Raw genomic sequence first — 12,728 nt, forward strand, 5'->3', positions numbered from 1 at the left:
GATTGGTATTCGGCAGAAGAATTAAGTAGTGCTTCACTGTCGTTCTGCCGAGACTACTCCTATGACACACACGGCCCCCTCCGCCCCACCCCCTTTCGGCCGCGCCCTGTGCGCGATGATCACGCCCTTCACGGAGGCGGGGGAACTCGACCTCCCCGGTGCTCAACTCCTCGCCGCGCGGCTGGTGTCGGAGGGCTGTGACGGGCTCGTGCTGTCCGGGACGACCGGTGAGTCACCGACCACGACGGACGCGGAGAAGTCGGCGCTGATCACGGCCGTCCGCGAGGCCGTCGGCGACCGGGTCCCGCTCGTCTCGGGTGTGGGCACCTTCGACACCCGGCACACCGTGGAACTCGCCCGGCAGGCCGAAAAGGCGGGCGCGGACGGGGTGTTGGTGGTCTCGCCGTACTACAGCCGACCCCCGCAGGACGCCCTGGAGGCACACTTCCGCGAGGTCGCCCACGCCTCGGGACTGCCCCTCGTGCTCTACGACATCCCGGGCCGCACCGGCACCCGTATCGAACCGGAGACGATGATCCGGCTCGCCGAGCACCCCAGGATCGTCGCGGTCAAGGACTGTTCCTACGACTTCCTGGGCGCCCAAAAGGTGCTGGGCAGAACGGAGTTGGCGTATTACGCCGGCTGCGACGAGCACATTCTCGCGCTGTACGCGGTGGGCGGGGTGGGCTATGTGAGCACGGTCGCGAACGTCGTCCCGGCTCAACTCCGGGCGATCCTGGACGTGTTCGAGGCGGGCGACACCCCCGTGTCCGCCCGCCTCCAACAACGTGCCACACCGCTCATCGAGTTGCTGATGGCGGCGGGACTGCCCGGCACCGTGACGGTCAAGGCGCTGCTCAACTCCCTCGGCCTGCCCGGGGGTTCGGTCCGGGCTCCGCTGCGGCCCGCCGGCCGGGATGCGGTCGACGGGCTGCGGGCGGCGTACGAGGAGTTCATCGCCGTATGACCGGACCGGCGCCAAGTCGGCGCCGGTCCGTCAGCGTTGAGCGAAGACGGGCTTCCACCGTCCGGCGCTGACGTCCGTGCTGCCTCCCAGGAAGCCGCTCAGCGGTACCTCCTTGTCGCTGCCGATGGTGACCAGCACGAGCCGCGCATGGAACTCGCTCTTCCCCGCCCCCGAATCCCCCTTCCCGATGTCCCAGGCGATGAGCGACTTGTCGTCGGCCCAGGCGAGCAGTTCCTGCCCGTGGATCTCGGTCTTCTCGCCGGTGGCGGAGTCGATGACGTACGACGAGGTGGTCCACGCCTCCCCAGCGAAGTCACCGGCGACGTGCTTGCCGTCGGGGGACAGGCCCGCGTCGATGTACGAGACCAGGTACTTGTCGCCGTTCTGCGGCGCGGGGACCTCGGCGCCGGTGAAGTCGTAGAACAGCTTGTTGACTTCCTCGGAGGGGACGCCGGCCCAGACGTATCTGTCGTCGGAGGTGAAGGCGAAGTCCTGGCGGTTGTTGATGAGGGTGTTCAGGCCGTCCGCCCGCTGGCCGCCGACCGCGACCCCGCCCCAGGTGCTCTTGCCGGAGGCCACGTCGAAGACGTAGAAACCGGTGCGGCTCGACGGCTTTTCGGGCTCCCCGACGTTGGGATCCGCCGGTTGGAAGTTCGCGTCGGGGTTGTAGGTGTAGGTCGTGGCGACCAGTTTCCGGCCGTCGGCCGAGAACGACAGGCCACCGACCTTGTGACTGACCGGCATCCACCGCTTCACCTCGCCGGTGGCCAGGTCGAGCAGGCCGATCCGGGAGGCGGGCAGGGTCCGTTCCAGGACGGCGGCGGTCTTCATTCCCGGGGCGACGGCGACGAACGACCACTTGGCGGCCTTCACATAGGTGCCGCTCTTGCGGTCGAACAGCCAGTAGGTGCGCTCGGTGACCTTTTCCGTGGCCGACTTCTTGACGGTGGTCGGGATGTAGTAGGCGGCAAGTGCCCTGCTCCCGGCGGCGATCAGCTCACGCGGCGGCGACTGGTTCGGATGGGCGCTCGTCCTGTCCCCGCCCACCACGCCCGACGGACGGACGTCGCTCTTCCCCGAGTCGAGCAGCGGCACGCCCACCGCGACGGCGGCCACGGCGACCGCGGCGGCGACGACGGTCACGAGCCTTCGGGTACGGCGGCGCCGGCGGACGGCGAGCACCCAGTCGGCGAACCCCGGTCCCGCCGGGGGCTGTTCGGCGGCCTGCTCGCGCAACGTGTCGCGCAGGAGATCGTCGACGTTCACGGGCGCACCTCCACGGGCGAGTGGTCACGGGACGACCAGGATTCGGCGTCGGCCGGGCCCAGGGCGGCCAACTCCGGTGCGAGGACGCGCAGTCGGGCGAGGGAGCGGTGGGTGGTGGACCGTACGGTGCCGACGGAACAGCCCAGCAGCCGGGCCACGTCGGCCTCCGGCAGGTCCTCGAAGTAGCGCAGCACGAGGACCGTGCGCTGGCGGGCGGTGAGCCGGGACAGCGCCTCGCGCATCACGACGCGCAGTTCGGCGGCGGACGAGGCGTCCGTGTCCGCGCGGGTCTCGGGCGGTTCGGCGACGGTCAGTTCGCGTCTTCGCCACTTCAGCCGCCACCGGCTGACCTGCTGCCGGTAGAGGATCTGCCGTACGTACGCCTCGGGTTCGTCGATCCGCTCCCACCGCCCGGCCGCCTTGGCCAGCGCGTTCTGCAGCAGATCCTCACCGGCGTACCGGTCTCCCCCGCTGAGCAGCACGGCGGTCCTCAGCAGCGCCGACGACCTGTTGTCCACGAAGTCCCGGAAACCTTCCAGCCCTTCGGCATCCATCGTCACCTTCACTCACTTCCCCGACGGCACACGATGCCCCGCCCCTGTGATCCTTGGGACGCGGGCGGACAGCTTCCGCTATGCCTGTGGGCGCGAGAAAGTTCGGCACGAGAGAATTCCGCCCGCCTCGGCCCGACACAGGTGAGCGCCCCTCCGGCGAACGGAAGGGCGCTCCATCACACATACGACGCTGGTCAGTTGTGGCTGTGCAGGATCTCGTTCAGGCCGCCCCAGACCGCGTTGTTCGGGCGGGCCTCGACCGTGCCGGTGACCGAGTTGCGGCGGAAGAGGATGTTGGAGGCGCCGGAGAGTTCGCGGGCCTTGACGATCTGGCCGTCGGGCATCGTGACGCGGGTGCCCGCGGTGACGTAGAGGCCTGCCTCGACGACGCACTCGTCGCCGAGCGCGATGCCGACGCCCGCCTCGGCGCCGACCAGGCAGCGCTCGCCGATGGTGATGCGGACGTTGCCGCCGCCGGACAGCGTGCCCATCGTGGACGCGCCGCCGCCGATGTCCGAGCCGTCGCCGACCACGACGCCGGCGGAGATCCGGCCCTCGACCATCGACGTGCCGAGCGTGCCGGCGTTGAAGTTGACGAAGCCCTCGTGCATCACGGTCGTGCCCTCGGCGAGGTGCGCGCCCAGGCGGACCCGGTCGGCGTCGGCGATGCGGACGCCCTTGGGAGCCACGTAGTCCGTCATGCGCGGGAACTTGTCGATGGACGTCACCTGGAGGTGCAGGCCCTCGGCGCGCGCGTTCAGCCGTACCTTCTCGACGTCGTCCACGGCGACCGGGCCGAGCGAGGTCCAGGCGACGTTGGCGAGGAAGCCGAACATGCCGTCCAGGCTCTGGCCGTGCGGCTTGACCAGGCGGTGCGAGAGGAGGTGCAGGCGCAGGTACACGTCGTGCGCGTCGAGCGGCTTGTCGTCGAGTGAGGCGATGACCGTGCGGACCGCGATGACCTCGACGCCCCGGCGGGCGTCCGGGCCGATCGCCTTGGCCGCACCCGCGCCGAGCAGCTCCACGGCACGCTCGGCGGACAGCCGCTCCGTACCGGCGGGCCCGGGTTCGGCGGACAGTTCGGGCGCGGGGAACCAGGTGTCGAGTACGGTCCCGTCGGCGGCGAGAGTGGCGAGCCCGGCGGCAACGGCGCCGGTGGTGCGAGGTGCGGTCGTGTCGGTCATGAGGGAAACCTAACCTGGCGGGGGCGGCGGGGACCAACTCGTCCGCGGGGCGTCTCAGGGAACGACACGCCCGTACCCCTCTCGGCGGTGTTACGGGCGGCCCGCACTCCCCTCGTGGTGCGGGCCGCCCGTGCTCGGGGTGCCGGGTCAGCCGCGTTCGCCGGCCTTGTCCACCACCGCCCGCGCGGCGATCGCGTTGCCGCCGACGACCTTGCCGTCCTGGACCATCCGCATGCCGACGATCCGGTAGGTCTGCGGGTCGAGCAGCCACTGGTCCGCCATCGACTCCCCGGACTTGGGGTTGTCCTCCCTGGCGTAGCTCAGAGCGATCACCCGGCGCCCCGAGGCGTCCTTCACCAGGTGGTCGGCGACCGTCCCGCCGGGCAGGGTCGCGAGGGCGCGGTAGAGCGAGGCCAGCCCCTTGGACGGCATCACGTCGGCGGTCAGCAGGACACTGATCTCCGTGTAGTCCGACTCGGCCTGGGTCGCCCCCTGGCCATCGGCGATGGCGTTCTTCTCACGGAGGAACGTGAGGGTCTGCCGGGCACCGGCGGGCAGCGCGTCCAGCACCCGGTACAGCTCGCGCGGCGAGCGGTCGTCGCCCTCACCGCCGTTCTCCAGGTGCATCTTGGTGATGGAGAGCTTGGACTTCTGCCCCTTGGGGACCGGATTCCGGGAGGCCATCGCGCTGCCGTCGTACCGGATCCAACCCGGTTGCTCGATCGCCGACTTGCCCAGCATCTTCACGAGCCCCGGATCGGGCGACTCCGACATCTGCAGGGTGTAGATCCACTGATCGGCCCTGGGTACGGCGGAGTCCGGCTCCTTCTCGACCAACTCGGCTGCCCGCTGCAGGAGTTGAGCCGCACGGATCCCCTTCAGGCTCACGTTCGGCGTGCTCGCGGGCTCCACCTTCCGGCTGCCGGGGGCGGTCCCGCTCAGCAGCACGGTGACGGTGACGGCCACCGCGGTCACCGCCGCCACCACCGCGACGATCACGAACTCCCGCCGCCGCCACAGCACTTGGTGCCGCCCTCCGGCCCGTACCCTCTCGGTGAGTCGCGTACGCCCCGCCGCGAGCCGTCCGCGGTCGGGCGCCGGCGCTCCGGCGCGCAGCTCGCGCACCTGCGTCATCTCGTCCATCGCTACGCCACCTCCGCCGCGTCGTTCACGAATGCGGGATCGGCACCCAGTGCCGAACGCACCTTGCGCCGTGCCCTGTTGAGCCGGGAACGGACGGTGCCGACCGGGATGTCCAGCGCCTCGGCGACCTCCTGATAGGTGAGGTCGGCCCAGGCGACGAGCAGCAACACGTTCCGGTCGCCCGCCGAGAGCGCGGCGAGGGCACCGGCGAGCGGGCCCTGCGCGGCGATCCGGCTGTCGGTGTCCTCGACCCAGGAGTCACCCCAGGACGCGGCGACGGGGTCCTGTCCGGTGCGGGCCAGCGCCTTGAGCGCCCGTACTTCGGTACGGCGCCGCTTGCCAATGAGGTTGCCCGCTATGCCGTACAGCCAGGGGCGCGCGTTGGCCCGCGTCAGGTCGTAGCGCGAGCGGATACGGAACGCCGCGAGGAAGGTGTCGGCGGTGATGTCATCGGCCGCACCGTCGCCCAACCGCCGCGCCGCGTACCGGTGGATGTCCGACGCGTACCGGTCGTAGAGCAGGGCGAACAACTCCGGCTGCTCCAACGACCGGGCGACGACCTCCGCGTCGTTGCCGTCCCGCGCCGCGCCTGGCGGTGGTCCACTCACAAGGCTTCCCCCCGATTCGTCAGTAGCGTCGACGGCGTCGAAATGCCGTCGTGTCGACTCCTGTTACCCGGTGGGGGCCGAAGAGTTCACGGGGCCGGAGAGTTCATGGGGAGTGCGGGAAAGTGCTTCAGTGCGCCGCGGGCCGCGGGATCACCCGCCCCAGCACCTCCCGCGCATACCCCTCGTCGTACACCGCGTCCGTCAACAGCACCTGCAGACAGATCCCGTCGATCAGCGCGACCAGTGCCCGCGCGGTCACCGGGTCGGTACGCCGGGCCAGTTGCTCGGCGAGGTCGCGGGCCCACTCGTCGGCGACGGGGCGCAGCGCGGGGCGGCGCAGGGCGGCCAGGTACAGCTCGTACTCCAACTCGACGCCCGTACGGTCACCCGCGAGCCACTCCCCCATCCAGCCGGCCAGCTCCTCGGCGAGGTCGGTGCGCGGGTCCTCAAGACCACCCCGCGAGGCGATCACCTTGGCGAAGGCCTCGTTGGCCTGGCGCAGGGCGGCGACCATCAGCTCGTCGAGGGTCGTGAAGTGGTACGTCGTCGAGCCGAGCGGAACATCGGCCTCGGCGGCGACGGAACGGTGACTGAGGCCGGCGATGCCCTTCGCCCCGACCACGCGGATCGCCGCGTCGATGATCCGCTGCCGCCGCTCGGGGTCGTAACGCCGGGCCATCAGTGCGCGCCTCCCTCGGTCGAGCGCATGTCTTCTATGGTCATCAGTGCGCACCGCCCATGTTGAGGACAACCACCCCGATGATGATCAGCGCGATCCCGGCGGCCTTCGCGAGGGTCATCCCCTCGCCGAGGAACACCGTCCCGATCCCCACGATCGCCGCGGTACCGAGCCCGGACCAGATCGCGTAGGCCGTACCCACCGACATGGACTTCAGCGTCTGCGCGAGCAACGCGAAGGAAACCACGTACCCGAGAACCGTAAGAACCGACGGCCACAGCCGGCTGAAGCCGTGGCTGAACTTCATGGCGGTGGTGCCGCCCACCTCCGCGGCGATCGCCGTGAGGAGCATCAGGAATCCCATGTGTACGAGTGTACATAACGAAATCTCGTAGAAACCGCTCACTGAAACGGCTGCTCGAACACCTCTCGCTCCACTACTGTTTCACCGTTCACACACCTGGCTTTCACGGTCACGGCCGTCGCCATGGGCGCCGCTGGAGGAACAGCGCAATGCCAGACAGCTCACCCCCGCCCTCCCCCAACTCCCCCTGGGAGAACGGCTGGACCCCCGACAGCTCCCGGGCCCCCGGAACCCGCCGGCTCTATCTGGCCGGGGCGCTCGCCGTCGCCACGATCGCCGTGTGCGTCACGGCAATTGTCGTGACGGACAAGCAAACTGACGACACGTCACGCACCAAGCGGGCAGACCCGTCGGCACTCCCCGGCGCGGACGGTCCCGGCCTGCTCTCGTTCGCCTCCCCGTCGAAGCAGGGCACGCCGACGGCCGACGAGCACACGTCGAACTCGGCCTCGACGAAGGCACCCGGCACCACCACGTCGGCCACCGCCGCGGAACAGAGCAAGAAGCCCTCCGCAAAGGCACCGTCCCCGTCCAAGTCGACGTCGTCCCAAGGAAGTTCATCCGGATCGTCGGGCTCGTCCGGCTCATCCGGGTCGTCGGGCTCCTCGTCCTCCACCACCTGGAAGTCGGTCCGCTCGGTCAACTACCCGGACCGCTACTGGCAGGTGAGCGGCGGCCTCGTCAAGCTCAACCCGGTCAGCTCCACCGCAGGCCGCCGCGCCGCCACCTTCAAACTGGTCAAGGGCCTTGCGAAGAGCTCCTGTTACTCCTTCGCGACGGCCGACGGCACCTACCTCCGCCACCGCAACTTCATCCTCCGCGCGGAACGCAACGACGGCTCCGCCCTGTTCAAACAGGACGCCACCTTCTGTCCCCGCCCCTCGTCCACGTCGGGCGCGGTGATGCTGGAGTCGGTCAACTACCCGGGCCGCTTCCTGCGCCACCAGAACTTCCAACTCAAGCTGGACCGCTACCAGGACAGCGGCCAGTACCGGTCGGACTCGGCGTTCCGGCTGGTGGCGGGGCTCAACTAGGGGGCTCCACTGGGCGGGCGCGTCACGAAGGGCGATCGTCACGGAAGGCGATCAGCGAGGCCTTGGGCCGCAGTACGCAGAACTCGTTGCCCTCCGGGTCGGCGAGCACCACCCAGCCCACCGCCTCGCCCTGCCCGATGTCGACCCGCCGCGCACCCAGCGCGAGGATCCGCTGGACCTCGGCCTCCTGATCGTCGGGGGCGAGGTCGAAGTGGAGTCGGTTCTTGACGGTCTTCGGATCGCTCACCGGCATGAAGCAGATGCCCGTCTCCGCGAACTCCCCTGGCCCGATGACCACTTCACGCGGTTTCTCGGACAGCACCCGCCAGTCCAGCACCCCGCACCAGAAGCGCGCGAGACCCGGTAGATCGTGCGTGTCGATGACGACGTGATGCAAAGAAACGGCCATACCCCAAAGGTATGGCCGTTCCGGTGAACCCGAAGGCTCAGAGCTGCTCAGGCAGGCTCACACGTTCTCAGACGTTGAACCCCAACGCCCGAAGCTGATCCCGGCCGTCGTCCGTGATCTTGTCCGGGCCCCACGGCGGCATCCACACCCAGTTGATGCGGAGCTCGTTGACGAGGCCGTCCGTCGCGGACTTGGCCTGGTCCTCGATGACGTCCGTCAGCGGGCAGGCCGCCGAGGTCAGGGTCATGTCGATGGTGGCGATGTTGGCGTCGTCGATGTGCACGCCGTAGATCAGCCCGAGGTTGACGACGTCGATGCCCAGTTCGGGGTCGACGACGTCGAGGAGGGCCTCGCGGACCTCCTCCTCGGAGGCGGGCTTGATCTCCATGGTCTCGGTGTCACTCATGCCGTCTTCCTTTCCGCGTCGGAGTCGGCTCCGCCCAGGGCCTGGGCCGTCGCGTCCTTCCACGCCATCCAGCTGAGGAGGGCGCACTTCACCCGTGCCGGGTACTTGGAGACACCGGCGAACGCGATCGCGTCCTCCAGCACCTCCTCCATCGCGTCGTCGGGCTCGATCCTGCCCTTGGACTGCATCAGCTCCAGGAAAGTCTCCTGGATCTTCTGCGCCTCGGACAGCTCCTTGCCGACGAGGAGGTCGTTCAGTACGGAGGCCGATGCCTGACTGATCGAGCAGCCCTGGCCCTCGTAGGAGATGTCCGTGATCTGCTCGCCGTCGTACTTCACGCGCAGCGTGATCTCGTCGCCGCACGTCGGGTTGACGTGGTGCACCTCGGCGTCGCCATCCCGCAAGCCCCGGCCGTGCGGGTGCTTGTAGTGGTCCAGGATGACTTCCTGGTACATCGAATCCAGCTTCACGACGACAAACCTCGCATCCCATCCTCCGTGGCGTGGTACTTCAGCCGGGGGTCCGGGGGTTGTCCCCCGGGATAGCACAGCACGGTCTCAGTTCACGTCCCTCAGCCGAAGAAGTTCCGTACGTGCTCCAAGCCGTCGACCAGTGCGTCGATCTCGGCCGGCGTGGAGTACAGATAGAACGACGCTCGCGTGGTCGCAGGAATTCCGTAGCGCAGGCAGACAGGCCTCGCGCAGTGGTGGCCGACACGCACCGCGATGCCTTCCTCGTCCAGCACCTGGCCCACGTCGTGCGGGTGGATGTCACCCAGCGTGAAGGAGATCGCCGCGCCCCGGTCCTCGGCCGTGGTGGGGCCGATGATCCGCAGGTCGGGGACGTCCAGCAGGCGCTTCACCGCGTACTCCGTGAGCGCGTGCTCATGGGCGAGGATCTTGTCCATGCCGATCGCCGACAGGTAGTCGATGGCCGCACCGAGACCGACCGCCTGGGCGATCGGCGGGGTGCCCGCCTCGAACTTGTGCGGCGCCGGGGCGTACGTCGACGAGTGCATCGACACGGTCTCGATCATCTCGCCGCCACCCAGGAACGGGGGGAGGTCTTCGAGCAGCTCCTGGCGGCCCCAGAGGACGCCGATGCCCGTCGGGCCGCACATCTTGTGGCCGGTGAAGGCGACGAAGTCGGCCTGGAGGGCCTGGACGTCCAGCGGCATGTGCGGCGCTGCCTGCGAGGCGTCGATCAGGACCAGGGCCCCGACCTCCTGCGCGCGGCGCACGATCTTCTCGACCGGGTTGACCGTGCCGAGGATGTTCGACACCAGGACGAAGGAGACGATCTTCGTCTTCTCCGTGATGATCTCGTCGATGTTCGAGAGGTCGAGGCGGCCGTCGTCCGTGAGGCCGAACCACTTCAGCTTCGCGCCGGTGCGCTGCGAGAGCAGCTGCCACGGCACGATGTTGGAGTGGTGCTCCATCTCCGTGATGACGATCTCGGTCTCGTGGTCCACGCGGTAGGGCTCGTCGGCCCAACCCAGCATGTTCGCAACGAGGTTGAGCGACTCGGAGGCGTTCTTGGTGAAGATCACCTCGTCGCGGCTGGGCGCGTTGATGAACGTCGCAACCTTGTCGCGCGCGCCCTCGTACAGCGCCGTGGCCTCCTCGGCGAGCACATGCACACCGCGGTGGACGTTGGCGTTGTAGCGCTCGTAGTACTCGTTCAGGGCGTCGAGCACCTGGCGCGGCTTCTGCGAGGTCGCCGCGTTGTCCAGGTACACGAGCTTCTTACCGTCGTGAACCGTACGGTCCAGGATGGGGAAGTCCTTGCGGAGCGCCTCAGTGTCGAGGAGACCCGGCAGCTGCGTCACGCTGATACGCCACCCTTCGTGGTGTAGGCCTCGTAGCCCTCGTTCTCCAGCTTGTCGGCCAGCTCGGCGCCGCCGGACTCGACGATCCTGCCGCCGGAGAAGACGTGCACGAAGTCGGGCTTGATGTAGCGCAGGATGCGCGTGTAGTGCGTGATCAGCAGGGTGCCGACCTCACCGGTCTCGCGGACGCGGTTGACGCCCTCGGAGACGACGCGGAGGGCGTCGACGTCCAGGCCGGAGTCGGTCTCGTCGAGGATCGCGATCTTCGGCTTGAGCAGCTCCAGCTGAAGGATCTCGTGGCGCTTCTTCTCACCGCCGGAGAAGCCCTCGTTGACGTTGCGCTCGGCGAAGGCGGGGTCCATGGAGAGGCGCTCCATGGTCTCCTTGACCTCCTTCACCCAGGTACGCAGCTTCGGCGCCTCACCGCGGATGGCGGTGGCGGACGTACGAAGGAAGTTGGAGACGGAGACACCGGGGACCTCGACCGGGTACTGCATGGCGAGGAAGAGGCCGGCGCGGGCGCGCTCGTCGACGGACATCTCGAGGACGTCCTCGCCGTCGAGGGTGACGGTGCCGCCGGTGATCGTGTACTTCGGGTGGCCCGCGAGCGAGTAGGCGAGGGTCGACTTGCCGGAGCCGTTCGGGCCCATGATGGCGTGGGTCTCGCCCTGCTTCACGGTGAGGTCGACGCCCTTGAGGATCTCCTTCGTGGCGTTGTCGGCCTCGACGGTGACGTGCAGGTCGTGGATTTCAAGCGTTGCCATGGGTTCCTCAGGACTCCTGGGTGAGGGAGACGAGCACGTCGTCCCCTTCGATCTTTACGGGGTAAACGGGTACGGGGCGCGTGGCGGGGAGGCCGGACGGCTTGCCGGTGCGCAGGTCGAACGCGGAGCCGTGCAGCCAGCACTCGATCTGACAGTCCTCCACCTCGCCCTCGGAGAGCGAGACGTTCGCGTGCGAGCAGATGTCGTTGATCGCGAACACCTCCCCCTCCGTCTTCACGACCGAGACCGGCGTGCCGTCGAGTTCCACCCGCTTCGGGGTGTTCTCCTCCAGCTCGCCGAAGCCGCAGGCGCGGACGAAGGCCGACATCAGACCGACGCCTCCAGCTCCGCGTCGATCTTCTCGAGCAGCCGTTCCTGGATGTCGGCGACACCGATCTGCTGGACCAGCTCGGCGAAGAAGCCGCGGACCACCAGGCGTCGGGCGTCGTCGGCGGGGATACCGCGGGCCATCAGGTAGAAGAGCTGCTCGTCGTCGAAGCGGCCGGTCGCGGAGGCGTGTCCGGCGCCGACGATCTCGCCGGTCTCGATCTCCAGGTTCGGCACGGAGTCGACGCGGGCGCCGTCGGTCAGCACGAGGTTGCGGTTCATCTCGTACGTGTCGGTGCCCTCGGCGGTGGCCTCGATGAGCACGTCGCCGATCCACACCGCGTGGGCACCCTCGCCCTGGAGCGCGCCCTTGTAGATGGCGTTGGACTTGCAGTGCGGGACGTTGTGGTCGACCAGGAGGCGGTGCTCCTGGTGCTGGCCGGCGTCCGTGAAGTACAGGCCGAACAGCTCGGCCTCGCCACCGGGTCCGGCGTAGGCCACGCGCGGGTGCAGTCGTACGAGGTCGCCGCCGAACGTGACGACGAACGACTTGAACGTGGCGTCCCGGCCGATCAGGGCATTGTGCTGGCCGACGTGCACGGCCTTGTCGTCCCAGTCCTGGACGGAGACGACGGTGAGCTTGGCGCCGTCACCGAGGACGTATTCGACGTTGCCGCCGAAGACGCCGTCACCGGTGTGGTCGATCACGACGACGGCCTCGGCGAAGGCGCCGACCTCGATCAGGAAGTGGCTGTAGTCGGTTCCGCCCTGGCCGTGCACGGCGATCCGGACCGGCTCGCTCAGCTGGGTGTCCTTGGGGATCGAGACGACCCCCGCCTTCTCGAACGCGCTGAACACCTGGGCCGCGACCCGGTCCACCGGCTTGCCGGCCCGGCCGAGGCGCTCGTCGTCCCGGCCCACCTGCTTGTAGGTGACGCCGGCCGGCGTGGTGACCTCGTACCGGAACCCGCCGTCGGCGACCGCGGTGCCGTCGTGCAGCCCGCGCAGGCGCTCCAGCGGGGTGAACCGCCACTCCTCCTCACGGCCGTGGGGGACCGGGAAGTCCGCCACGTCGAAGGAGGGGGGCGCGCTCATGCGCGTGGCGACGGTCGACTCGGCGGCAACGGCCACCGCGCCGGCGGTGGTGGACCCCACCGGAATACTCTGAGCCTCAGCCATGGCTGTCGGTCTGCTC

The 12,728-nt window shown here is 69.0% G+C and carries 16 protein-coding genes; 2 read left to right on the forward strand and 14 right to left on the reverse strand.

Features of this window, described 5'->3' with window-relative positions; translation table 11 throughout:
• Positions 1-61 precede the first annotated feature (61 nt).
• The gene (gene dapA, locus OG588_RS11525) at positions 62-967 is read left to right on the forward strand and encodes a 4-hydroxy-tetrahydrodipicolinate synthase (protein ID WP_405947198.1); all 906 of its coding nucleotides are present in this window, start codon (positions 62-64) and stop codon (positions 965-967) included.
• 30 nt (positions 968-997) lie between these two features.
• On the opposite strand, the gene OG588_RS11530 is transcribed toward dapA, so the two are convergent.
• The 7 genes from OG588_RS11530 to OG588_RS11560 all read right to left on the reverse strand — a co-directional run bounded on the left by OG588_RS11530 (position 998) and on the right by OG588_RS11560 (position 6,789).
• Positions 998-2,233, reverse strand: coding sequence for a WD40 repeat domain-containing protein (locus OG588_RS11530; protein WP_405947199.1), 1,236 nt, complete (start codon positions 2,231-2,233; stop codon positions 998-1,000).
• Entirely contained in the window at positions 2,230-2,787 is a 558-nt protein-coding gene (locus tag OG588_RS11535) for a SigE family RNA polymerase sigma factor (protein ID WP_405947200.1), read from the reverse strand. Before OG588_RS11535 ends, OG588_RS11530 begins: the two co-directional genes overlap by 4 nt.
• Before the next feature lie 194 nt (positions 2,788-2,981).
• Positions 2,982-3,971 carry a 2,3,4,5-tetrahydropyridine-2,6-dicarboxylate N-succinyltransferase gene (gene dapD / locus OG588_RS11540; protein ID WP_405947201.1) on the reverse strand — a complete coding sequence of 330 codons (990 nt, stop codon included), beginning with the start codon at positions 3,969-3,971 and terminating at the stop codon, positions 2,982-2,984.
• Positions 3,972-4,118: 147 nt separating this feature from the next.
• On the reverse strand, positions 4,119-5,114 hold the full coding sequence (locus OG588_RS11545; protein WP_405947202.1) for a CU044_5270 family protein: 996 nt from the start codon (positions 5,112-5,114) through the stop codon (positions 4,119-4,121).
• A 2-nt stretch (positions 5,115-5,116) separates the two neighbouring features.
• Positions 5,117-5,722 (reverse strand): RNA polymerase sigma factor, encoded by a 606-nt coding sequence (locus OG588_RS11550; protein WP_405947203.1) that lies wholly within the window; start codon positions 5,720-5,722, stop codon positions 5,117-5,119.
• A gap of 127 nt (positions 5,723-5,849) precedes the next feature.
• Positions 5,850-6,401: a TetR/AcrR family transcriptional regulator gene (locus tag OG588_RS11555; protein WP_405947204.1), complete on the reverse strand. Its 552-nt coding sequence runs from the start codon at positions 6,399-6,401 to the stop codon at positions 5,850-5,852.
• A 43-nt stretch (positions 6,402-6,444) separates the two neighbouring features.
• The gene (locus OG588_RS11560; protein WP_405953095.1) at positions 6,445-6,789 is read right to left on the reverse strand and encodes a DMT family transporter; all 345 of its coding nucleotides are present in this window, start codon (positions 6,787-6,789) and stop codon (positions 6,445-6,447) included.
• 125 nt (positions 6,790-6,914) lie between these two features.
• Here OG588_RS11560 and OG588_RS11565 point away from each other — a divergent pair, with 125 nt between their 5' ends.
• A complete protein-coding gene (locus OG588_RS11565) occupies positions 6,915-7,799 on the forward strand; it encodes an AbfB domain-containing protein (protein WP_405947205.1) in 885 nt (294 codons plus the stop codon).
• A gap of 22 nt (positions 7,800-7,821) precedes the next feature.
• Here OG588_RS11565 and OG588_RS11570 read toward each other — a convergent pair whose 3' ends face one another.
• The 7 genes from OG588_RS11570 to sufD form a co-directional block, all read right to left on the reverse strand.
• Positions 7,822-8,208, reverse strand: a complete 387-nt coding sequence (locus tag OG588_RS11570; protein ID WP_405947206.1) for a VOC family protein — start codon at positions 8,206-8,208, stop codon at positions 7,822-7,824.
• Between the two features lie 67 nt (positions 8,209-8,275).
• Positions 8,276-8,614, reverse strand: a complete 339-nt coding sequence (locus OG588_RS11575) for a metal-sulfur cluster assembly factor (protein WP_019060535.1) — start codon at positions 8,612-8,614, stop codon at positions 8,276-8,278.
• Positions 8,611-9,084, reverse strand: coding sequence for a Fe-S cluster assembly sulfur transfer protein SufU (gene sufU / locus OG588_RS11580; protein ID WP_019060534.1), 474 nt, complete (start codon positions 9,082-9,084; stop codon positions 8,611-8,613). The genes OG588_RS11575 and sufU overlap by 4 nt, the downstream gene beginning before the upstream one ends.
• Before the next feature lie 101 nt (positions 9,085-9,185).
• A complete protein-coding gene (locus tag OG588_RS11585; RefSeq protein WP_266876275.1) occupies positions 9,186-10,442 on the reverse strand; it encodes a cysteine desulfurase in 1,257 nt (418 codons plus the stop codon).
• A complete protein-coding gene (gene sufC / locus OG588_RS11590; protein WP_019060532.1) occupies positions 10,439-11,206 on the reverse strand; it encodes a Fe-S cluster assembly ATPase SufC in 768 nt (255 codons plus the stop codon). Before sufC ends, OG588_RS11585 begins: the two co-directional genes overlap by 4 nt.
• A 7-nt stretch (positions 11,207-11,213) precedes the next feature.
• Positions 11,214-11,534: a non-heme iron oxygenase ferredoxin subunit gene (locus OG588_RS11595; RefSeq protein ID WP_405947207.1), complete on the reverse strand. Its 321-nt coding sequence runs from the start codon at positions 11,532-11,534 to the stop codon at positions 11,214-11,216.
• Positions 11,534-12,712, reverse strand: coding sequence for a Fe-S cluster assembly protein SufD (gene sufD / locus OG588_RS11600; protein WP_266876280.1), 1,179 nt, complete (start codon positions 12,710-12,712; stop codon positions 11,534-11,536). Before sufD ends, OG588_RS11595 begins: the two co-directional genes overlap by 1 nt.
• Positions 12,713-12,728 lie beyond the last annotated feature (16 nt).

Origin of the sequence: Streptomyces prunicolor (genome assembly GCF_045162825.1) — a bacterium.
Classification (GTDB): Bacteria; Actinomycetota; Actinomycetes; order Streptomycetales; family Streptomycetaceae; genus Streptomyces; species Streptomyces prunicolor.